Annotated in this window: 20 protein-coding genes; 13 read left to right on the forward strand and 7 right to left on the reverse strand. The window is 36.1% G+C overall.

Going from position 1 to position 23,366, the window contains the following annotated elements:
* Positions 1 to 179 precede the first annotated feature (179 nt).
* The 8 genes from rhaT (at position 180) to HME7025_RS06580 (ending at position 9,716) form a co-directional block, all read left to right on the forward strand.
* Positions 180 to 1,229: an L-rhamnose/proton symporter RhaT gene (gene rhaT, locus HME7025_RS06545; RefSeq protein WP_109322862.1), complete on the forward strand. Its 1,050-nt coding sequence runs from the start codon at positions 180 to 182 to the stop codon at positions 1,227 to 1,229.
* Entirely contained in the window at positions 1,230 to 2,261 is a 1,032-nt protein-coding gene (locus HME7025_RS06550; RefSeq protein WP_109322863.1) for a GntR family transcriptional regulator, read from the forward strand.
* Positions 2,262 to 2,381: 120 nt separating this feature from the next.
* Positions 2,382 to 3,785: a 3-isopropylmalate dehydratase large subunit gene (gene leuC, locus HME7025_RS06555; RefSeq protein ID WP_109322864.1), complete on the forward strand. Its 1,404-nt coding sequence runs from the start codon at positions 2,382 to 2,384 to the stop codon at positions 3,783 to 3,785.
* A gap of 20 nt (positions 3,786 to 3,805) precedes the next feature.
* Positions 3,806 to 4,396 carry a 3-isopropylmalate dehydratase small subunit gene (gene leuD, locus HME7025_RS06560; RefSeq protein WP_109322865.1) on the forward strand — a complete coding sequence of 197 codons (591 nt, stop codon included), beginning with the start codon at positions 3,806 to 3,808 and terminating at the stop codon, positions 4,394 to 4,396.
* The gene (locus tag HME7025_RS06565; RefSeq protein ID WP_109322866.1) at positions 4,365 to 5,915 is read left to right on the forward strand and encodes an alpha-isopropylmalate synthase regulatory domain-containing protein; all 1,551 of its coding nucleotides are present in this window, start codon (positions 4,365 to 4,367) and stop codon (positions 5,913 to 5,915) included. The genes leuD and HME7025_RS06565 overlap by 32 nt, the downstream gene beginning before the upstream one ends.
* An 18-nt stretch (positions 5,916 to 5,933) precedes the next feature.
* Complete coding sequence (gene leuB / locus HME7025_RS06570) at positions 5,934 to 7,007, forward strand: 3-isopropylmalate dehydrogenase (protein ID WP_109322867.1); 1,074 nt, start codon at positions 5,934 to 5,936, stop codon at positions 7,005 to 7,007.
* A 50-nt stretch (positions 7,008 to 7,057) separates the two neighbouring features.
* Positions 7,058 to 7,555, forward strand: a complete 498-nt coding sequence (locus HME7025_RS06575; protein WP_109322868.1) for a YdcF family protein — start codon at positions 7,058 to 7,060, stop codon at positions 7,553 to 7,555.
* Between the two features lie 10 nt (positions 7,556 to 7,565).
* Positions 7,566 to 9,716 carry a S9 family peptidase gene (locus HME7025_RS06580; protein ID WP_109322869.1) on the forward strand — a complete coding sequence of 717 codons (2,151 nt, stop codon included), beginning with the start codon at positions 7,566 to 7,568 and terminating at the stop codon, positions 9,714 to 9,716.
* A 106-nt stretch (positions 9,717 to 9,822) separates the two neighbouring features.
* On the opposite strand, the gene HME7025_RS06585 is transcribed toward HME7025_RS06580, so the two are convergent.
* Positions 9,823 to 10,893, reverse strand: a complete 1,071-nt coding sequence (locus HME7025_RS06585; protein ID WP_109322870.1) for a M42 family metallopeptidase — start codon at positions 10,891 to 10,893, stop codon at positions 9,823 to 9,825.
* Between the two features lie 176 nt (positions 10,894 to 11,069).
* Here HME7025_RS06585 and pfkA point away from each other — a divergent pair, with 176 nt between their 5' ends.
* Positions 11,070 to 12,044: a 6-phosphofructokinase gene (gene pfkA / locus HME7025_RS06590; protein WP_109322871.1), complete on the forward strand. Its 975-nt coding sequence runs from the start codon at positions 11,070 to 11,072 to the stop codon at positions 12,042 to 12,044.
* On the opposite strand, the gene HME7025_RS06595 is transcribed toward pfkA, so the two are convergent.
* On the reverse strand, positions 12,041 to 12,817 hold the full coding sequence (locus tag HME7025_RS06595) for a YdcF family protein (RefSeq protein ID WP_109322872.1): 777 nt from the start codon (positions 12,815 to 12,817) through the stop codon (positions 12,041 to 12,043). The two genes, pfkA and HME7025_RS06595, sit on opposite strands and share 4 nt — an antisense overlap.
* 41 nt (positions 12,818 to 12,858) lie before the next feature.
* Between HME7025_RS06595 and HME7025_RS06600 the strand changes: the two genes are divergently transcribed.
* A complete protein-coding gene (locus HME7025_RS06600; protein WP_109322873.1) occupies positions 12,859 to 14,310 on the forward strand; it encodes a TlpA family protein disulfide reductase in 1,452 nt (483 codons plus the stop codon).
* Here the strand turns inward: HME7025_RS06600 and HME7025_RS06605 are convergent.
* Together HME7025_RS06605 and HME7025_RS06610 are read right to left on the reverse strand one after the other, a co-directional pair.
* Positions 14,303 to 15,187 (reverse strand): DUF58 domain-containing protein, encoded by an 885-nt coding sequence (locus HME7025_RS06605; protein WP_109322874.1) that lies wholly within the window; start codon positions 15,185 to 15,187, stop codon positions 14,303 to 14,305. The genes HME7025_RS06600 and HME7025_RS06605 overlap by 8 nt on opposite strands.
* The gene (locus HME7025_RS06610; RefSeq protein WP_109322875.1) at positions 15,153 to 15,752 is read right to left on the reverse strand and encodes a septal ring lytic transglycosylase RlpA family protein; all 600 of its coding nucleotides are present in this window, start codon (positions 15,750 to 15,752) and stop codon (positions 15,153 to 15,155) included. Before HME7025_RS06610 ends, HME7025_RS06605 begins: the two co-directional genes overlap by 35 nt.
* Positions 15,753 to 15,928: 176 nt before the next feature.
* Here HME7025_RS06610 and HME7025_RS06615 point away from each other — a divergent pair, with 176 nt between their 5' ends.
* Positions 15,929 to 16,246 carry a DUF3276 family protein gene (locus HME7025_RS06615; protein WP_109322876.1) on the forward strand — a complete coding sequence of 106 codons (318 nt, stop codon included), beginning with the start codon at positions 15,929 to 15,931 and terminating at the stop codon, positions 16,244 to 16,246.
* A 90-nt stretch (positions 16,247 to 16,336) separates the two neighbouring features.
* Positions 16,337 to 17,440 (forward strand): redox-regulated ATPase YchF, encoded by a 1,104-nt coding sequence (ychF, locus tag HME7025_RS06620; protein WP_109322877.1) that lies wholly within the window; start codon positions 16,337 to 16,339, stop codon positions 17,438 to 17,440.
* Here the strand turns inward: ychF and HME7025_RS06625 are convergent, their stop codons facing one another.
* From HME7025_RS06625 to HME7025_RS06635, 3 genes are read right to left on the reverse strand one after another with little or no spacing between them, the layout of a single operon-like run.
* On the reverse strand, positions 17,441 to 18,676 hold the full coding sequence (locus HME7025_RS06625) for a type IX secretion system plug protein (RefSeq protein WP_109322878.1): 1,236 nt from the start codon (positions 18,674 to 18,676) through the stop codon (positions 17,441 to 17,443).
* 4 nt (positions 18,677 to 18,680) lie between these two features.
* The gene (locus HME7025_RS06630; protein WP_109322879.1) at positions 18,681 to 20,561 is read right to left on the reverse strand and encodes an ABC-F family ATP-binding cassette domain-containing protein; all 1,881 of its coding nucleotides are present in this window, start codon (positions 20,559 to 20,561) and stop codon (positions 18,681 to 18,683) included.
* Between the two features lie 23 nt (positions 20,562 to 20,584).
* Entirely contained in the window at positions 20,585 to 22,174 is a 1,590-nt protein-coding gene (locus HME7025_RS06635) for an FMN-binding glutamate synthase family protein (RefSeq protein WP_109322880.1), read from the reverse strand.
* Between the two features lie 111 nt (positions 22,175 to 22,285).
* On the opposite strand from HME7025_RS06635, the gene HME7025_RS06640 reads away from it, so the two are divergent.
* Positions 22,286 to 23,365 carry an Ldh family oxidoreductase gene (locus tag HME7025_RS06640; RefSeq protein WP_109322881.1) on the forward strand — a complete coding sequence of 360 codons (1,080 nt, stop codon included), beginning with the start codon at positions 22,286 to 22,288 and terminating at the stop codon, positions 23,363 to 23,365.
* Position 23,366: the final 1 nt, after the last annotated feature.

The following is a 23,366-nucleotide window of genomic DNA, read 5'->3' on the forward strand; positions in this document are numbered from 1 at the left end:
CCTGCCTTGAATTGTTTTTATCAATTCTTCTGTTACATTAGCGAACCAATTTTGAAGCAAAAGCCTCAATTTGGTTTATTAAATGGATAAATGGGAGAGGCCTATTTCTTTTTTAGGATAGAAATGCTCCTATTTGTGCTTTCATAAGAATATTTCAAAATAATTAATAAATAGATCAAATGGGTTCATTATTAGGTTTGTTGTTTCACAGTTTAGGGGGCTTTGCTTCGGGTAGTTTTTATATTCCATATCGCAAGATTGAAGTTTGGTCATGGGAAAGTGCTTGGATTGTAGGAGGTGTATTTTCTTGGATTTTGGTTCCCTTTGTAGCAGCCTACTTGACTATTCCTGATTTCATGCAAATTATCCAGCAAGCTAACTCGAGCACTTTATTTTGGACATATGCATTTGGAGTTTTGTGGGGAATTGGAGGATTGACTTTTGGTTTAGCCATGCGCTATTTAGGTATGTCATTGGGAATGTCCATCGCCTTAAGTTTATGTAGTATTTTTGGAGCTTTAGTGCCTCCTATTTACCGTGAATTCTCTGGAATGGAAGGTGTTACATTCTCTCAAATCGCAGGAAGCACAGGTGGTAGACTGGTATTGTTGGGAATTGTAGTGTGTATTTTCGGTATATATCTCTGTGGAAAAGCAGGAATGATGAAGGAGAATGAGCTATCTGATGAGCAGAAAAAAGAAAGTATCAAAGAGTTTAATTTGGTTAAGGGTTTAATTGTTGCCACTATATCGGGTTTATTAAGTGCTTGTTTTAATTTTGGAATTGAAGCAGGTAAATTAATGGCCAATGAAGCCATAGTTAAGGGTTGTGATCCTTTATTTCAAAATAATGTCATATTCATCGTGGTACTTTGGGGTGGATTTACTACCAATTTCATTTGGTGTATGTATTTAAATTATACCAATAAATCTTTTGGAGATTACCTGAATAGTGAATCTCCTTTACGTAGAAACTATACTTTTGCTGCCGTGGCAGGAACTACCTGGTTTCTTCAGTTCTTCTTTTATGGTATGGGAGAAAGTAAATTAGGCAATGGGGCAAGCTCATGGATTTTACACATGGCTACCATTATTTTAACTTCTAATTTCTGGGGATTGTATTTTAAGGAGTGGAAAGGAGTTTCTAAGCAAACATTAAGGACAGTAATGGCAGGAATTGTTGTAATTTTGGTATCCGTTATCATTGTAGGTATAGGTAATTCTTTATAAATGAGTCATTCTAACATTCTTGATGTCATCCATATTGATGAGTTTTCATCAACACCCAAATACCAACAGTTGGCGAATTCCATCATTGAAGGAATTCGTAATAAGCGCATTAAAAAGGGAGAAAGTTTACCTTCCATTAATGAAGTTAGTTTTGAATATTATATTTCAAGAATCACCGTTGAGAAGGGATATAATTATTTGAAATCGAAAGGAGTCATTGACTCTGTGCGAGGAAAAGGATTTTTCATTAAAATCGATAAGCTGCCAGTTGATTTTCGTATATTCTTGTTATTCAACAAGTTAAGTGGTCACAAGAAATTAGTGTATGATTCCTTTGTAGAAGCTATGGGGGAAAATGCGACAATTGACTTTTATATTTATAATAACGACTTTAACTTATTTAAGAAGATTATTCAATCCAGAGATCGAGATTATTCACATATCGTGATTATTCCTCATTTTATGGAAGGAGAGCAAAGTGCCAGAGAATTAATTAATCAATTACCTAAAGAGAAGTTGATTTTACTGGACAAATTATTACCTGGTATTCAAGGCAACTTTGGGGCAGTATATGAAAATTTTGAAAAAGACATCTATTCTGCCTTAATTCAAGCCAAGGACGATTTAAGTAAGTACCATGTTTTAAAAATGATTTTCCCGAATACGTCATATTATCCTCAGGAGATTGTGACAGGTTTTACTAATTTTTGTCGAGATTTTGCCTTTGATATGGATATCGTATCATCTGCTAATGCCATAACTCCCGCTGTTGGAGAGGCATATATCAATGTCATGGAAGATGACTTGATTATGTTATTGGAGAAGATTTTAGAAAAAGAATTAGTTTTGGGAGAGGATGTTGGTTTAATATCCTACAATGAAACTCCTTTGAAAAGGCTATTGTTTAAAGGTATTAGTACCATATCTACGGATTTTGCTCAATTGGGCAGAACAGCAGCGGAATTAATCAAAACAAATTCTAAAGTTCATATTGAAAATCCTTTCTGCCTGATTTCGCGAGCCTCCTTATAAGGCTTGATCTGCCAAATATTATATGGCCAAACTCTGTTTTTGAGCAATTAAACCTTTGAATTTCCTGAAAAAAGTAGCATTTTTGTAGCTTGATTTAGGTAATTATTTAATTCTATTATAATGAGCAATTCTCCCAGTACCCTTTTTGATAAAGTTTGGGACTCTCATGTCGTTCGTAAGATCGAAGATGGTCCAGACGTATTTTTTATAGATCGTCACTTCATTCACGAAGTAACTAGCCCTGTGGCATTTTTAGGTTTAGAGACACGTGGTATTGGTGTATTATTTCCTGAAAGAACTTTTGCTACGGCAGATCATAACACTCCAACAATTAATCAGCATTTGCCTGTTGAGGACCCTTTGTCGGCTAATCAGTTGTTGCAGTTAGAGAAAAATACAAGTAAATATGGTATTTCTCACTGGGGTTTAGGAAATCCAAAGAATGGTATTGTTCACGTAGTAGGACCAGAAAATGGTATTACTTTGCCAGGTATGACCATTGTTTGTGGAGATTCTCATACTTCTACTCATGGAGCGTTTGGTGCTATTGCATTTGGTATTGGTACTTCTGAGGTTGAGATGGTGCTTTCTTCTCAATGCATCATGCAGCCTAAGCCTAAGAAAATGATCATTAATGTAAATGGTACATTAGGTAAAGGAGTGACGCCCAAAGACGTGGCTTTATATATCATATCTAAATTAACTACTTCTGGTGCCACTGGGTATTTTGTAGAATATGCTGGAGATGTATTTAGAAACATGTCTATGGAAGGTAGAATGACAGTTTGTAATCTATCGATAGAAATGGGTGCACGTGGTGGTATGATTGCCCCGGATCAAACAACTTTTGATTATATCGAAGGTCGTGAATTAGCTCCTAAAGGTGCTGATTGGGATAAGCAATTAGCTTATTGGAAGACTTTGAAAACGGATGAAGGTGCTTCATTTGATCAAGTGATTAATTTCAATGCATCTGACATTGAGCCAATGATTACCTATGGTACCAATCCTGGAATGGGAATGGGTATTTCAAAACATATTCCTAAAGCTACGGATGTTGAAGGTGGAGTTGCTACCTATGAAAAATCCCTAGATTACATGGGTTTTGCTGAAGATGATGCCATGATTGGTAAGAAGGTAGACTATGTGTTTATTGGTTCTTGTACTAATGGTCGTATTGAAGATTTTAGAGCTTTTGCTTCTATCGTGAAAGGCCGTAAGAAGGCAGATCATGTAACAGCATGGGTTGTTCCTGGCTCACATATTGTTGAAAAGCAAATTAAGGATGAAGGTATTTTTGAAATTCTGACTGAGGCAGGATTTGAATTACGTCAACCGGGTTGTTCTGCTTGTTTAGCTATGAATGACGACAAAATACCTGCTGGAAAGTACGCAGTGAGTACTTCCAATCGTAATTTCGAAGGACGTCAAGGACCAGGTTCTCGTACCTTATTGGCTAGTCCTTTAGTCGCTGCTGCGGCTGCAGTAACCGGTGTAGTTACAGATCCTAGAGAGTTTTTATAAGTTGTTTAAATTAGACCATTATGGCTTACGATAGTTTTAGTATATTAAAAAGTTCTGCTGTTCCATTACCAATAGAGAACGTAGATACAGATCAAATCATCCCAGCTCGTTTCTTAAAAGCTACTGAGCGCCAAGGATTTGGCGATAATTTATTTAGAGATTGGAGATACGATAAAAATGACCAACCTAAGGCTGATTTCGTATTAAATAATCCTACTTATCAAGGAAAGATTTTAGTTGGAGGGAAGAATTTTGGTTCAGGAAGTAGCCGTGAACACGCAGCTTGGGCTATATACGATTATGGTTTCAGATGTGTGGTTTCTTCATTCTTCGCGGATATTTTCCGTGGTAATGCCATAAACGTAGGTATCTTACCTGTACAAGTTAGTCCAGAATTTTTACATCAGATTTTCGAAGCCATTGAAAAAGACCCTAAGGCTGAATTAGAAGTGAATTTGGAAGAACAGCGTATTAGCATTGTTTCCACAGGAGCTTCTGAAAGTTTCGATATCAACGGTTATAAAAAACATAATTTATTGAATGGTTTTGACGACATAGATTATTTACAAGCTATGAAAGATGAAATCGTTTCCTTTGCTTCCAATCGATAATTCCTTGAAACGTCATATTGAAATTATGGATACCACCCTTCGTGATGGTGAACAAACCAGCGGGGTATCCTTTTCTGCCAGTGAAAAATTAACGATAGCTCAATTGCTTTTGACTGAATTAAAAGTTGATCGCATTGAGATAGCCTCGGCACGTGTGTCGGAAGGTGAATTTCAAGCTGTGAAAAAAATCACCGAATGGGCTGATAAAAATGGTCTTTTGGATAAAGTGGAAGTGTTGACATTTGTCGATGGTGGAACATCGGTCAATTGGATGTTAGATGCTGGTGCTAAAGTGATGAACTTATTAACCAAAGGTTCTTTAAACCATTTGACATTTCAATTAAAAAAGACGCCGGAGCAGCATTTTAGTGAAGTAGAAGCTACCATCAGATTAGCTATATCCAAAGGCTTAAAGGTAAATGTGTATTTAGAAGATTGGTCAAATGGTATGCGTAATTCAAAAGAATACGTCATTTCCTATTTGGATTTTTTAAGTACTTTACCCGTTGATCGTATTTTGTTGCCAGATACCTTAGGAATTTTAATTCCTTCTGAAGTGGCAGCATTTATCTCAGAATTAGTGTCCCGTTACCCCAATATTCATTTTGATTTTCATGCTCATAATGATTATGATTTAGGAACGGCCAATGCACTTGAAGCTGTTAGAAATGGGGTTCATGGACTGCATTTGACAGTGAATGGAATGGGAGAGAGAGCAGGGAATGCACCTTTAGCCAGTGTCATTGCGGTCATTAATGATTATCAAAAAGATGTTGAGGTTTCGGTTGAGGAGAAATCATTATACTCGGTTAGTAAGTTAGTAGAAACGTTTTCTGGTTTCAGAATACCTGCTAATAAGCCTGTTGTAGGGGAGAATGTATTTACTCAAACAGCAGGTATACATGCTGATGGAGATAAAAAGAATAATTTATACCACAATGATTTAATGCCTGAGCGTTTCGGGCGTGAGCGTAAATATGCATTGGGTAAAACCAGTGGTAAGGCCAATATCGAAAACAATTTATTGCAATTGGGGATTCAATTATCAGATGAAGATTTGAAGAAAGTAACCCAACGCATCATTGAATTAGGTGATCGTAAAGAAGTGGTGACGCCTAATGATTTGCCTTATATTATTTCAGATGTTCTTGATAGTTCGGCTATCGAAGAGCGTGTTCAAGTACTGAATTATGTCTTAACACATAGTAAAGAATTACGTCCTTCAGTAACCTTGAAGATTTCCATTGATGGAAAAGTTTATGAAGAACATGCCCAAGGTGATGGTCAATATGATGCTTTTGTGAATGCTTTAGAGATTATATTCCAAAAGAATGGTAAGAAATTGGCGCAATTGAAAGATTATGCTGTTCGGATTCCACCTGGAGGAGATTCTGATGCACTTTGTGAAACCATTATTACCTGGTCTCATCAAGGTAAAGAATTAATAACCCGTGGATTGGATTGTGATCAAACTGTATCTGCCATTAAGGCAACTCAAAAAATGTTGAATTTGATTTAGTAACATACAATAATACAAATGGCTAAGAAGCATATTTTAATTGTTCCAGGTGATGGAATTGGACAAGAAGTTACCGCTGTAGGTAAAAAAGTTTTAGACAAAATTGCAGCTCGATTTAATCATGAGTTTACTTATGATGAAGCTTTAATTGGTCACGTAGCGATTGAAGCTACGGGAGATCCACTTCCAGCTGAGTCATTGGAAAAGATGAGAAATTCAGATGCCGTATTATTTGGTGCGGTAGGTCATCCAAAATATGACAATGATCCATCCGCAAAGGTTCGTCCTGAGCAAGGATTATTAAAAATGCGTAAGGAATTAGGTTTATATGCCAACTTACGTCCCATTAAATTATTTGATGAATTGTTAGGAGCTTCAAGTATTAAACCTGAAATCTTAAAAGGAGCTGATATTTTGTTTTTCCGTGAACTAACGGGAGATATCTATTTCGGTGAAAAAGGACGTAAAAATAATGGTGATACAGCTTATGACGTAGCTGAATATAGCCGCTATGAAGTTCAACGTATCGGTCGTAAAGCATTTGATGCAGCTAGAACTCGTCGTAAGAAATTAGTTTCGGTTGATAAAGCCAATGTATTGGAATCATCTCGTTTGTGGAGAGAAGAAATTCAGAAATTGGCCTTAGAATATCCTGACGTAGAAGTAGAATACCAATTTGTGGATGCTACGGCTATGATATTAATTAAAGAGCCAACTCGTTTCGATGTAGTTGTTACGGCTAATTTATTTGGAGATATATTAACAGACGAAGCATCTCAAATTGCAGGTTCTATGGGAATGTTAGCCTCGGCATCTATTGGTGATGGAACTGGCGTATATGAGCCTATTCACGGTTCTGCTCATGATATTACAGGTAAAGGTTTAGCTAATCCTATGGCCTCTGTTTTATCAGCAGCTTTATTGTTGGATATTTCCTTTGGTTTAAAGGAAGAGTCAGAAGCCATTATTTCTGCCATCGATCAAGTATTGAAGAAAGGTTTCCGCACACGTGATATCGCTGATAAAACAACGGATCCATCTATGATTTTAGGCACTGATGCAATTGGGGAAGAAATTTTGAAATTGCTTTAATTGCAACAATATTTAATAAATTTAGGTCTCCAATTTGGAGGCCTTTTTTTATGCAATTTCAAGAAGTACTTATCATCTTAGGATCCCCCAATTTACCTAATGGTCAATTAGGCCCCATCGCTATGGATCGGGTAAATTACTGCTGGGAATTATTTCAAATCCAAGCTCGTCCTATACTTTGTACTGGTGGATTTGGTGCTCACTTTAATACAAGTCCCTGGGCACATGCAGCTCTATTGAAACAGGAGTTGGCATCAAGAGGAGTAGCTGAGGACTATTTTTTACCTCTGGCACTATCTTCCAATACAGTTGATGATGCAGTCAAAAGCAAATTAGTAATCGAAAATTATTCCATTCAATCACTTAATATACTAACTTCTCAATATCATGTTCCTCGAGTTAAATTGATTTTTGATGAAGTTTTACCAAGCTATTCTAAGAAATATTATGGAGTGGAGCATCAATCTTTTATTCCAGAATTAGATCAATTAATTGCACACGAAGCTCATGCTTTGACTGAAATAAAAAAGAACGGATTATACTTTTAAATCAACAAATATGAAAAAATTACTTATTCTCTCTGTCTTCTTATTAGCCATTTTCTCATTAACGGCACAAACAAGTCAGAAAATTGAATTAACTGATTTACTAAAAATCAAAACAGTTTCACAACCTCAGTTTTCTCCCGATGGGAAAAAGTATATTTATTTAGTTAAATCCATCTTGGATGATCCCGATAAAAAGGGGGAGTATACCTATCAAACGCATTTATTTCTTGGAGATATGCTAACGAAAGAAACTAGGGCCTTGACATCAGGTAAATTGTCAGTTGCATCTGCTTCCTGGAGTCCCGATGGTCAGTTTATTAGTTTTGTCAGACTAGCTACTGATAACAAACCACAAGTTTTTTTGCTGCCTTTAAAAGGGGGAGAAGCATATTCTATCACATCCATCCCATATGGTGCTGCAGCTCCAGAATGGTCAAAAGATGGGCAAAGTATCTATTTTAGTTCAACTATATCTGTCAAAGAATTTTTATCAGATTCTTTATATAATAAATCAAGATGGATTCCTTCATGGACCCATGAAAAGCCTGGATATGATTGGACAAGTTTTCAAACCAAATCAATTAAGCCCAATCCCAATGGAAATATCGATGAAATACGGGCTTATTTAATCCAGAATGAAAAAGATAAAAAGGCCAAAGTCATTAATCAATTGGATTTTCAAGAAGAAAGTACCACCAGTAGTGAGTTAGAGGTTGCTGCATTTTTTAAAGTTCCCTTATCAGGAAGTACTAAACCTACTTTATTATCCAATCCTTATCGGAGAATAGACGAAATGAAAGAGCTACATGGTGGGAATACATTTGTGGTATGTATGCCATCTGATACCTTAAAACACCCTGACAAAGTACTAGATAACGTGATTGCTTTATATGATGTTAGCACGAAATCTTTCCAAACTTTAGTAGAAAAACCAGGCTATCGTTATACCAATCTCTCTGTTTCTCCCAATGGTAAATATTTGGCTTTTTTTGAGTTAAAAGTCGGAGGCATACCAAGTCCTGTGGCTAAAATCATTGCCCTAAGTCCAGGAGCTTATTATCAAAAGATAATTCCATTGGATAGAATTATAACACAATGGTCTTGGTCTAAGGATGAATCGAAATTGTATTTTACTGCTCAAGATCACGGTGGAGTACCTCTTTTTGAATATGATATCACCAATAATAAATTAAATACGTTAAGTAATACTGAAGATGGAGTATTAGGCTTCGATCAAAATGAAGGGCAGTTTATCTATGCCAAAACAAAGATTTCGAATCCTTCTGAATTGTATTATTTCTCAAAAAACAATCCCAACGAAATAGCTTTGACACAATTAAATGCTGTATGGTTGAAAGATAAAGTGCTGAGTTTAGCCACCAAGAAATCGTTTAAAAATAAGAAAGGCTTAGTTGTTGATTATTGGGTCATGAAACCTGTTGATTTTCAATCAGGGAAAAAATACCCTTTATTGTTAGAAATCCACGGTGGACCAACTGCCATGTGGGGGACTGGTGAAGCCAGTATGTGGCATGAATTTCAATATTTTGCAGCTAAAGGTTATGGCATTGTTTATTCCAATCCTAGAGGTAGTGGTGGTTATGGAACGGAATTTATGGGGGCTAATATGAAAGATTGGGGACAAGGTCCTATGTCAGATGTGATGCAGGCTCTAGATTTAGGAATTTCAGAAGGATGGGCTGATACAACTAAACTAGCTGTAACAGGTGGATCATATGCAGGTTATTTAGTTTCTTATATGTTAGGCCATACGAACCGCTTTAAAGTGGCTTGTTCACAACGTGGCGTATATGAGTTGTCCACTTTTTTTGGGGAAGGTAATGCCTGGAGATTGGTTCCAAATTATTTTGGAGGTTATCCATGGGAAAAACAAACTAGGATTATATTGGACAAAGAGTCGCCATTATCCTATGTTCAAAATATCAGAACGCCCTTGATTATATTTCACGGAGAGCAAGATTTGAGAACAGGGGTGATTCAATCGGAAATGTTGTATAAAAGCTTAAAAGTTATGGGGCGTGAAGTTGAATATGTCCGTCATCCAGGTGCTACGCATGAAATTACTCGAGCTGGCAATAACCGTCAGCGCTTAGATCAGATGTTGAGGACATATGAGTTTTTTGAGCGGTACCTGAGATAAATGTAGAATTAAGAATGTAGAATGTAGAATGACTTGTTATGTTATTTGTTTTTTTACTAATTGATAAGTGATAATTCTACATTCTACATTTTACATTCTAAATTGATTAACTAAAGTATCTAAAATCTTCATTTCCTTTTACCTTCAATAAACAAGCATAAATTAAGTCAATAACAGCTTCCATGTCGGATTTGGCTATCATTTCAACTGTGGTGTGCATGTATTTCAATGGTAAAGAAATCAAGGCTGAGGCTACACCTTCTGTAGCATAAGCAAAAGAATCTGTGTCAGTTCCTGTGGATCTAGAAACAGCTTGTCTTTGGAAATCAATCTTGTTTTCATTAGCAATATCGATAATGAAGTCTCTTACATTGTTTTGAACGGCTGGTCCATAACAAATCACTGGTCCTTTGCCGCAGGCCATATCACCTTGAGTCTTCTTATTGTACATGGGTGATTGTGTATCATGTGTCACGTCCGTAATGATGGCTAAATCTGGTTTTAATCGCTTCACAATCATTTCGGCACCACGTAATCCAATTTCTTCCTGTACTGCATTTACCACGTATAAAGTAAAAGGCAATTCAATGTTATTGTCTTTCAATCGTTTGGCCACCTGAGCAATCATATAGCCTCCTATACGATTATCAAGAGCACGTCCAACCAAATATTTTTCATTCAATTCCATGAGTCCATCCTCAAAAGTCACAACTGTACCCACATGGATCCCCATTTCCTCCACCTCTTTCTTATTGGATGCCCCACAATCGATAAAGATATCACTCACTGTAGGCGCCTTGTCTTTTGTCGTATCTCGTACGTGTATGGCAGGCCAACCAAAAATACCTTTGATTACTTTGTCCTTAGTATGAATATTCGCCCGCATAGATGGTGCAATTAAGGCATCAGATCCACCATTTCTACGTAAAAACAAGTATCCATTCTCGTCGATGTAGTTGACAAACCACGAAATTTCATCGGCATGAGCCTCTATTACGACAGAATATGGTTTCCCTGGATTAATGACAGCCACCGCTGTTCCGTATATATCAATGATTTTTTCATCTAAGTAAGGCTTTAAATAATCTAGCCAAATTTTTTGACCTGACATTTCGAAACCAGTAGGGGAAGCATTATTTAAATATTCGTACAGAAAGTCATTCGATTTTTGAGACATAATTGACATATTTTTTGAAGCTGCAATTTACTAAGGCTAATTTATATTTGAATTTTATCGAAAAAATAAATTTAAGAGTTTTGGAGAGCCATTTTAAAGCTTAAATTTGTAGTTAGTAGTGAAAATTTATCCGGCTAAGGATTGTTTTTATCATTTTATTAGTAAAACAACATTTGATGAAGAAAATAGCAGTTTATACATCAGGAGGAGATGCCCCAGGAATGAATTCTTGTATTCGTGCCATAGTACGCGGTGCCGCTTATCATGGAGTAGAGGTTTATGGTATAGTGAGAGGGTACAATGGAATGATTAATGGAGATATTATTCCATTAAATTCCCAATCAGTTAGTAATATAATTCAAAGAGGTGGAACTATCTTGAAATCAGCACGTTCTAAAGAGTTTTTAACTACAGAAGGACGTAAGAAAGCTTACGACCAGTTGCAGGCTAAAGGAATTGAAGGATTAGTTGCAATTGGTGGAAATGGTACATTTACTGGTGCCGAAATCTTTTATAATGAATTTAAAATTCCTTGTGTAGGTGCTCCAGGAACAATTGATAATGATTTATATGGAACCGATTATACCATTGGTTATGACACAGCTGTGAATACAGCTTTAGATGCTATAGATAAAATTAGAGATACAGCTGATTCACACGATCGTGTATTTTTTATTGAAGTAATGGGACGTGATTCAGGTTATATAGCCATTCAATGTGCGATTGCAGGTGGCGCTGAAGCCGTGATGATTCCAGAAAATTTAACTCCTGTGAGTGAGGTAATGGAAACGTTACTAAAGGGATTTTCTAAGGCTAAATCCTCATCTATTGTCATTGTAGCGGAAGGAGATGAAGAAGGTAATGCTCAAAAAGTGGCTCAAAAGATTAAAGATCAAATGAAAATTGAGCTGGATATACGCGTGACCACTTTAGGACATATTCAACGTGGAGGAGTGCCAACCGCAGCAGACCGTATTTTGGCTAGTCGATTAGGTTTAGGAGCTTTAGAAGGTCTTTTACGTGGAGAAAAGAATGTGATGGCCGGTGTAGTGAATAATCAATTGGTTTACACTCCTTTCCATGATACTATCACGAAAAAGAAACCTGTTTCGGAAGATTTAATTCGAATGGTAGAAATATTATCGACCTAGATATAACCTTTGAGTTTGTAAACAAGTATACCAACAACTTCACGAATTAATTGAAAGTTTATGGATAAACTTTTTTCGCTAGGTTTAAAATAGGAAAGGAGACTCAATGGAGTCTCCTTTTTTAATATATCCGCAGCATAAGGTCTAACATTAAATCCTTTGTTTTCAAAACATAGTATTGAGCGTCTAAGGTGCATGGCAGAAGTAATAAGCACAATAGTATCTTTTTTTAAGTAGTTCTTTAACATCTGACTTGAATACAAGGCATTTTCATACGTATTTCTAGCTTTATTTTCCACAAATATATCACGTGCAGGAACCCCCATTTTTATGAGTAATCTTTTTACATTGATTGATTCATTGGATTGGTCGACCATCAAATTTGCAATACTTGTTTCTCCACCAGTAATGAGTATTTTTTTAATGGCTCCTTGTTGGTATAAATGAAAGGTTTGAATCATACGATCAGCTGCTTCTCCTGAAGAGATACGATCTGGATGAGTATCTGTATATTTAATCATTCCACCTGTTAATAAGACTCCCCAAGTATAGGTTTTACCTGCTGGAATATCTGGGGCATCAATCTCCCAACTCTTAAGTAGGGCATTGCAAATGCTCCCATTCGTTAAAAATAGAAGCAAAAGTATGGATGAGAAAATAGCAATTTTTATCTGTTTTACTTTTTTCAAACGCAAGGCGATGACCATCGGAATAATTATCCAAATAGTTGGAGAAAGTAAGATGTCTAATATTTTAGATAGTATGAAAAACATTGTAATTTTAGATTCGTTAGTCCGTAAATTTAATTAAATATATGAAAGTATTTTTTCTAGCATGTAGCATTCTACTATGCGGATTTGGATCAATCGCCCAAGTAAAAAAGACAAACACTCAAGCCACTCCATCAGCTGGCTTTTTAATTAAAGGAAAGATTAATGGAATTGCTTCCGGAGAAATCTATTTAGCCCATTATTTTGGATCAACGCAACAGGTTATTAAAGACACAGCTCAAGCTGATGGACAAGGTAATTTTCTATTTCAAGGCAAGGAAGATTTACCCAAAGGTTTATATTTAATTAGTTTCTCTAAAAATAAATACCTAGATATCATCATTGGTAATACCCAATTTTCCTTTGAAACAGACACGCTTGATCCAATTAACCACATGAAGTTCCAAAATTCGGCTGAAAATGAAGCATTTTTCAGCTTTCAAAAGGAAATGGGTAAAAGATATGTGGATTTGAGGAAATTGGAAATGGAAAGAAAAGACCTAGGTCAAATTGCAGCAATTCGAAAAGAAATTGTACAGTATCAACAATCCTGGTTTGAGAAGAATAAGCAATTGTTTGTTTCTAAGTTAGTTAAAGCCACCTTTGAGCCAGAAATACCTCCTTTCAAAAAGAAAATGAGTACACCAAAGGATAGCTCTGAATTTTACCAATATCAGTTTAGCTATTATAAAAAGCATTTCTTTGATAACTTAGATTTGAATGATGAACGCTTCATTCGTACGCCATTTTTGCAAAAAAAATTAGAAAAGTATTTTGAAGATTTGGTCGTTCAGCAGCCAGATTCCATCACCAAAGATGCAGATTTATTGTTGGCAAAAATCAAAAACAGAGATGTTAGACGATATGTCATTTATAAAATTTCTAGTACTTATGAAAATTCCAATATTGTAGGTACAGACGCAGCATTTGCCCACATGGGAGAGAAGTATTATGTTGGAGAGCCAGCTTTGTGGGATACAACTACCATACGACAAATGCGTGATCGTATTAAAGTATTGAAACCTTTATTGATTGGAAAACGGATTCCTGAGTTGTATTTAACGGACCCTTCTGGTAAAAGATTGACTACTGCGGCTATTCCAGGAGAATATACGCTGGTATATTTCTACGATCCTGACTGCAGTCACTGCAAAGAAGAAACTCCGAAATTAATGGCGCAAGCTAACTACTTTAAATCGAAGAAAATATCCGTTTTGGCCACATCGATTGCCAGGAATAAGCAACAGTGGACTGATTTTATAAAGGAATATAAAATGGAGTCCGTTTACAATGGAATCGATATACATCAGAATGCAAAAACAGGGAAAGAAGAATATTTTAACAACTTCTTGCAAACCTTTGATATCTATTCTACACCCATTATTTATGTTTTGGATAAAAATAAAAGGATCATAGGAAAGAAAATTCCAACAGATAAAATCCAAGACTTTATCACATTTTATGAAAATAGACAAAAGGAATTAGGAATTAAATAACTTGTCTTATTAGTTCAAACAAACTTTCATTCACACATAGCGAATGGTATTGAAACCCCTTGCTAAGTAATGGATTTATCCGTTGGTCAATGAAAATACTTTGTTGCTTCGTTTGCAATTGATTCCATTCCTCCATGGGTAAAGACAATACTTGATTTGTTTCAATGTCTTTATACTGTAGAATATTGCCAGGTTTAAATTCCTGTTGTCTTTCACTTTGATCCCAAACATGAAGGATTTTGATGGTATTTTTATTTGCTTTTATCTCTGATAGACTTTGTAAAAATAAAGCATACTCCTTATCATTCATTAACAAATCGGTTAAGATAAATACGATTTTTCTTTGACCAATAGCTGATACTTTATTAGAGAGAATGGAAGGTAATTGACTAATTTCTTCAACCGATTCTCTTTTTAGTAGATCTTCTAATTGAGAATATATTTCATGTAGATGCCCTTGAGTATTACTTAATGGACTTTCCCAAATCAATTCATTCGATATTCCTAATATGCCAAATTTGTCTCTTTGCTTCTGTAAAATTTTACATAACACAGCAATCATTTGAATCGATTTGTTGATTTTCGCTAGATCTTCTCTGGGGAAAAACATGGAGGACGACAAATCAAGGAAGAAGTAAGCGCTGATATTAGATTCATCATGGAAATGTTTGGTGAATAGTTTATCTGTTCTGCCATATAATTTCCAATCTACTTGCTTTAAATTATCACCAATTTGGTAGGCTTTATATTCTTTAAATTCTGATGAATATCCATGAAAAGCACTTCGGTGCTTACCATGGTATAATTCATGGCTTATTTCTTCAGCAATGATAGCTAGGGTATTACTTGCTTGTTCTTCCGCTACTTTTCTTAGCATGAGTCAATTTCTTTTTTCTGTTTTTATTCACAGTTCCTTTCTTTTTACCTTTTACTAAATAAGAACGATTGCGAATATGTCTTTTGAGGCGGTACTTCTTCTTGTATTTTAAACGTGTCTTTTGGTAATATTTGGTACTGAATTTTGGGCTTGTTTCCATTTCCAAATGCTGGTAGGGGATGAGCATTTGTTCATTTTCAAATCCTACGATTTTCAAACGAACTTTAGTTAGGCCTATTTTTCGAATATTGAGATGCTTGGCACTAATTTCAGTTAAATCAATAATTCGTCCTGATTTATAGGGACCTCGGTCATTAATACGTACGATAACAGACTTTTTGTTTTGTAAATTAGTTACTTCCACCAAGGTATTAAATGGATAAATTCGATGCGCAGCAGTAAACTCCTTTCTATTTAATAATTCTTGATTAGCTGTTTTTTTATTGTAAAAACTTCGAGAATAATAGGATGCTATCCCATAACTCTCATCTCCAAGGTTTTGTGCCTGGCCTTGAAATAGGAAGTGATAGATTAGGGTAAATAATATGATCCTAAACGAAGTCATGATGCAACTTATCAAATAACCCGCTTATTGTGTAATTTTTATACTTTTAATTTAAGATTATCTAACTTTTGTACAAAAAATGAACATTTTTTGACAGTAAATTTCTAATATATTTTTTGAGTGATTGAGAATAAATAGTAGATTTACGCATTGTAAAACTTAAATACTTATTTAAAGTGGAAGAAAGAGACAGAGAAGAATTGTTTTCCAAAAGAATTCGTGCGGGTAAAAGAACTTATTTTTTTGATGTTAAATCAACTCGTTCACAAGATTACTACATAACTATAACAGAAAGTCGCCGTCACCAAAAAGAAGATGGATTTGTGTATGAGAAGCACAAAATGTTCCTTTACAAAGAGGATTTCGATAAATTCATGGATGGATTAAAAGAAGCAGTTGATCATGTGAAGACAGAATTGATGCCAGATGTAGATTTTACACAATTTAATCGCGATGAAGATGAGTTTGGTGGCTCAGATTTAAAGTGGGAATAAGAAATACACAATATTTAATAAAAAGCCGCTGTATAAACAGGGGCTTTTTTAATTTTTAAGCGTATTTTTGCGCTTCATTTTAAATAAGCTATGGGATTAACGTGTGGAATTGTAGGTTTACCTAATGTGGGTAAGTCAACTTTATTTAGTGCTATTTCTTCTAATAAAGCAGAAGCAGCTAATTACCCTTTTTGTACAATAGAACCCAATGTGGGAATTGTTACTGTACCCGATGAGCGCTTGTCCATTTTGGAAGGCTTAGTGAATCCTCAGCGTGTACTTCCAACAGTGATTGAATTTACGGATATTGCTGGTTTGGTGAAAGGTGCTTCACAAGGTGCAGGTTTAGGAAATAAGTTCTTAGCCAATATTCGCGAAGTTGATGCCATCATTCACGTAGTACGCTGTTTTGAAGATGAAAATATTGTTCACGTTGAAGGACGTGTGAATCCAGTTAGTGATAAGGAAATCATCGACATGGAATTACAATTGAAAGATTTAGAATCTGTTGATAAAAAGATTTCCAAAACCGAACGTGCAGCTAAGGCTGGTGATGCTAAGGCTAGACAAGAATTGGCAGCTCTTCAACAGTTTAAAGCTACCTTAGAAGCGGGTAAATCTGCTCGAACTTTGGATATGGATCCAGAATTAAGAGCCGCTGCCATTGGAGATTTATATTTGCTAACCGATAAGCCTGTTATTTATGTGGCGAATGTAGATGAATCAGCACTAGCTCAAGGTGGAAACGAATATGTGGATCAATTAAGAGCCAATGTACAGGTTGAAAATGCCGAGGTAATTGTGGTTTGCGCTGCTTTAGAGGCTCAAATTGCTGAAATAGAAGATATGGATGAAAGAGCTATGTTTTTAGGTGAATATGGCTTAACAGAATCAGGTTTAAGTAAGTTGATTCGTAGTTCTTATTATTTATTGAACTTGATTACTTATTTCACCGCAGGAGTACAAGAAGTTCGTGCCTGGACCATTCAAAAAGGTTGGAAGGCTCCTCAAGCTGCTGGGGTTATTCATACGGATTTCGAAAAAGGATTTATTCGTGCTGAAGTAATCAAACTGTCTGATTACCAAGCATTAAAGACTGAGTTAGCTTGTAAAGAGGCGGGTAAGATGAGCGTGGAAGGAAAAGAATATGTCGTGCAAGATGGTGATATTATGCACTTTAGATTTAATGTATAGTTAGGGATAAGTTAATTTATTATATCCCAATAATGAATCATGGCGATCGCCAGGTTTTCTAAAATAAACCAATACTTCATAAGTGTTTTCAGTTTGTGAGTAATTACCTTCTAGCATCGTATTAGGTAAATTACTTGCAAACTGATAATTATATATTCCTTGTTTTAGTCGAATCCTTTTCACGTACATCTGCTTAGAAACATCGTATTCCATCAGATTATCAGCATTCTTTTCAAATTGGTTGAAAGCACCCACCACATAAATCTTTTCATTAGGTAATTCTTCCATTTTTAATTGAAAATTACACCAGATATAATCTGATGCCACACTTGAATTACCATTTTCATAATGGTCAATCACAAATGCCCCATCAAAATCTGGTCTTTGGACATAGGAATAATTCCCTTGAGGAACTTCCACTTGGGTACTGATTTCTGTAAATGCATCAGATTGACGGATACTCTCAACAAATGTCATTTTTTGTTGGGTACTAGATAAATTGATCAGCCTAAATTCATTTCCTCCAGGAATCACGTTTTCGTTATCATAGAAAGGAAAAGTAATTCTCCTTTCTTGCCCATTAATTTGTGCTCGAGGTATTTTATTCAACCAATTTTCTGTTTGATAATTTTTTCTCAAGATTATGCTTAAGCCATCATCTGAATTCAACATTAATTGATTAGGATATAAGATGGTTAAATCAATGGCTTGGTGAGTATTTCGTAGATTATTGGGTCTAGCAAAGGATATTTTTGCCGCAACTGTTAGCGCATTTTCATAAACTGAAAACCGCTTGGTGAAAACGGTATCTCGTTTATTTCTTTGAGCATATACCATAGCAATGAAATTACCACTTATTCTAACTTTGGGGATTTCAATTTGATAATGTAAATAGGGAATTTTAGTGCCAAACGAATTTCTAGGTGAGCGAATTGGCACATCATTGAAGTCTTGCAAATACTCTATTTCTGATAGGGTTGAAGGCTTCCAGTCGGCTTGACAATGTATAATGCGCAGATGGTAAGTTAAATTTTTCATCGCCAAATCGTCAAATGATAATAGATAATTACCTTGACTAGCAATGTCCACCACTGGATTATCTGTGATGATGGTTTTTTCTTCAGATCTACTTAAAACAATGGTCTGAACCTCGCTCTTAAATTTTTTACTTTTAATCTGACCTAATGCCGAAAGACTAAAAAATAGAAACACGAAGGTCAAGCCATTGAATTTCATGGAGTTAGGCTATTAATGTTTCCCACTCACTCATGACTTGACTTAATTCATTCGAAACTAATCTTAGTTTTTCTTCCCAAGTTTTCATTTCTTGAAATTCATTATTTTGAGCTAAATCTGACATTTTAGTCTCAATTTCCCCCTTTTTATTTTCCAAGTCCATGATTTTAGCCTCTAATTTTTCAATCTGTTTGGCATTATTAACGACTGGAGTAGTAGGTGCAATGGTTTTCTCAATTTCCGGTTTAGGCTTCTCCGTTGCTTTTTTATTTCCACTAGGTAATTCTACTTTCCTAGTTTCTTGCCAAGTTTCATACTCTTCAAAAGAGCCTGGGTATTCTTTGATTTCATAATCCTCTAAATACCAGATTTTATTGGCAATTTGAGATACAAAGAATCGATCGTGGGAAACGACAACATAACTACCTTCGTATTGCTGCAAGGCTTGAATTAAGATATTCACCGATTGCATGTCGAGGTGGTTGGTAGGCTCATCTAATAAAAGGAAGTTAGCCTGAGAAATCAATACCTTAGCTAGGGCTACACGAGATTTTTCACCTCCAGAAAGCACTTTGATTTTCTTGAAAACCTCTTCACCAGAAAATAAAAAGCATCCTAAAATACTTCTTAATTCCATTTCAGTTTTAGCTGTTCCAGTAGATTTTAATTCATCTAAAAGTGAATTTTCTACTTGCAAGCTTTCCAATTGATGCTGAGCAAAGAAGGATTCAATCACATTATGTCCTAATCTTCTTTCGCCTTCAATCTTCTCTGTTCCTGAAATGATTCGCAATAAGGTGGATTTACCTTTACCATTAGCTCCAATTAAGGCAATTTTATCTCCACGGTTAATCGTAGCTGAGGTATTTTTCAAGATAATTTTTTCTCCATAAGCTTTCGAAATTTGTTCCAAAAAGAGAATAAATCTACCCGGTTGAGTTCCAAAGTTGAATTTGAAATTGACCTTAGCTTTTTCGTCGATGACATCATCAATGATATCAATTTTATCTAATGCTTTTACGCGCGATTGAACTTGGCGGGCTTTTGAAGCCTTAGCTTTGAATCGTTCAATAAAACGTTCCGTTTGTCGGATTTGAGCTTGTTGGTTTTCATAGGCTCCTTTTTGGACCTCATTTCTCAAGGCTTTTTCTTCCATATAAAAGGAATAATTTCCTGGATATAAAGTTATTTTAGCATTGGAAACCTCAGCAATATGATCTATGGTTCTATCTAAGAAATAGCGATCGTGTGATACAACGACAATGGAGCCCTCGTAATCATGGATGTATTTTTCTACCCATTCAATGGAAGGTAAGTCCAAGTGGTTAGTTGGCTCATCTAGTAATAGCAAGGCAGGCTTTTGTAATAATAATTTAGCCAACATCACACGCATTCTCCATCCTCCTGAAAACAATCGTAAAGGTCGAGATAAATCTTCCGTACTAAATCCTAAACCCTCGAGAATTTCCTCTGTCTTTGCTTGGATAGTATATCCGTCCAATCGTTCAAATTCTTCTTGTAAATGCGCAAGAACATCGATATCCTTATCTTCATAGTTGGTTTCCATCTTGTGCAAGACTGCATCAATTTTGTGTTGAAGCTCTAATTGCTTCTCAAAAGCCTGCATGGCAACTTCCAAGATACTATCGTCTGTTTGATAGGATAATAAATCTTGATTCAGAAAACCGATGGTGCATTCTCCCGACTTAGAAATATTTCCACCATCAGGAGAGTATTCGCCAGATATTAAGCGAAGAAGGGTGGATTTACCTGTACCATTGGCCCCAATGAGACCAATCTTGGTTTTAGGTTTGATATGTAAATTGGCATTTTCATATAATGCCCGACTACCGAAATAGAAACTTAAATTGGATATGGATAACATAGTGCAAAGATAACCAAACCTTTCTAAACCTGAGGTGCAAATGTTAATCGTTTTCTTGCACCTTCACCACCTAAATGAGAACAAGTCAATAAATCATGGAAACTACCATATTTTACGGGGTCTTTGTGGTAACCTAATGACTTAGAAAGAGCTATCGTCCGATTATTGTCTCCCATAGAAAATTCAATATCATCCATGGTTAATTGACATGGATGTTCATATCCACAGGCATGCGTTATTTCACCGATTTCTTTGATTAAGGTATAATGGTATAAATAATAGCGTTCACTTTTTAATGTTACATCGATACCAGCTTGTAGCCATTTGTTAGAAGTCGCAATTCCTGTTGGACAATGATTTGTATGACATTTTTGTGCTTGAATGCAGCCAATGGACATCATAGCTTCTCGAGCTATATTTACTGAATCAGCACCCATAGCAAAGGCCATTAAGGCTTTTTCAGGAAATCCCAGTTTTCCAGAGGCAATAAAAAAGATGTGCTCTGTTAATTCTTGTCTTTGGAATATTTGGTAAACTTTGGCAAATGCGAAAGTAAATGGCATGGATACATGATCTGCAAAGGCATGTGGTGCTGCTCCCGTTCCGCCCTCGCCACCATCAATGGTTATAAAATCAGGTCCTTTACCTGTTTTTTTCATGTACAGTGCTAATTCTTCCCATTGTTCTAATTTTCCAATGGCAGATTTAATCCCGACAGGTAATCCGGTAGCCTCTGCCATTTTTTCTATGAAATCCACCATTTCAGGAATATTAGAAAATTCGGAATGAAAAGCAGGGGAGAAGGCATCTTTTCCAATAGGGATATGACGAATATCCGCAATTTCTTTATTCACCTTGGCAGCAGGTAGCATACCGCCTTTACCAGGCTTAGCTCCTTGAGAGAGTTTTAATTCAATGGCTCTTAGTCTAGGATTTGCTTGAACTTTTTCCACTAACTTTTCCATGGAAAATTTACCGTCTAAATCCCTAACACCGAAATAAGCAGTTCCTATATTTAAGACTATATCTGCACCCATTTGATGGTAAGGTGATAATGATCCTTCTCCAGTATTGTGAAAACAGCCTGCTAAAAAGGCCCCTTTGTTTAGTGATTCTACTGCTTTGGCGGACAAAGAACCATAACTCATACCAGAGATATTAACGACTGAATAGGGGCGGAAAGGTCTTTTTCTTTCATGATAAGCGCCAATAATTTTAGCAGCAGGAATAACACCAGGATTACTTCTAAATGGATGATCTTTGGGTGGATTATAACCCATCATGGCATTTTTTATGAAAATATACCCTGGAGAATTGAAATCTTGATCACTTCCAAAACCTTGTAAATTGTTTTCATTTTTAGACGAAGCGTAAATCCATGACCGCTCTTGACGATTAAATGGGAGCTCTTCTCGGTTATTTGCAACGATGTATTGTCGAATTTCAGGCCCTATTCGCTCTATCCAATATCGAATATGCCCTACGATGGGAAAATTGTGTGTGATGGTATGACTTTTCTGAATGAAAACATCACGTATGATAACGGCAACGAGGAGAAAAACTAGCCAAAACCAAAATGAAGAGATTATTTCTAGTAGATAATTAGTTTGCATAATCGGATGAAGTAAAATTCGGTGAAACGAATATAGCAAAGAACGTTGGCATGCCCTTAAAAGTTTTATTCCCCCATATTATTTTTATCTTTGTGTTTTGTTTTTAAGACTATGCAAGCAGATTTTAACCGCCTACAAAATTTTGTGGCCTCGGTTTTCGAATCCATTGGTACTCCAGAAATTCAAGCCCAATTGGCCGCTGAGGTTTTAGTATCTGCGGATGCGCGTGGGATTGATTCACATGGAGTTGCTAGATTAGCGGGTTATGTTCGATTATTCGACCATGGACGTTTGAATCCGAATCCACAGATTAAGATTGTTCATGAATCACCTTCTACAGCTGTGATCGATGGAGATAAGGGTTTAGGTTTAGTGGTTGCTCCATACGCCATGGAAATTGCGTGCGAGAAAGCAGAAAAAGCAGGTACAGGTTGGATTGCAGTTCGAAATTCTAATCACTTTGGTATTGCCGGATATCATGCCATGAAAGCGCTAAACCATCAAATGATTGGCTGGGCTATGACTCATGCGGCTCCATTGGTTACTCCTACCTTTTCAAGGGAGAAATTATTAGGAACGAACCCAGTAGCCATGGCAATTCCGGCATTGACCGAACCTGCATTTGTAGCTGATTTTGCATCTACAGCAGTAGCTTATGGTAAATTAGAAATATTACAAAGAAAAGGTCTAAATACTCCTGATGGCTGGGTACAAGATGCTGAAGGAAATCCTTGCAATGATGCCTTTGCCATTAAAAACGGAGGAGCATTGCTTCCATTAGGTGGAGATCGTGAACATGGATCACATAAAGGATATGCTTTAGGTGCTATGGTCGATATTCTATCGGGCGTATTGTCTGGTGCTAATTTTGGTCCTTGGGTACCACCATTCGCCACAGCAGGGTTCATGTCGGCTGGAGAATCTGTTGGAATTGGAACAGGTCATTTTCTTGGTGCTATGCGGATTGACGCATTTAGGCCTGCTGATGAGTTTAAAAAAGATATGGATAAGTGGATTCAACGGTTTCGTTCTGCTCAAGCTGTGGAAGGAAAGCAAGTTATTATCCCTGGTGATCCAGAAAGAGAATTAGAAGTAGAGCGTAAAGCACATGGAATACCATTATTGGAACCTGTTGTAAGAGATTTAGAAACACTTGCCAATCGATTTAATGTACCTTTTATTTTAGCCTAAC

Origin of the sequence: Aquirufa nivalisilvae, from assembly GCF_003143535.1 — a bacterium.
GTDB lineage: Bacteria > Bacteroidota > Bacteroidia > Cytophagales > Spirosomataceae > Aquirufa > Aquirufa nivalisilvae.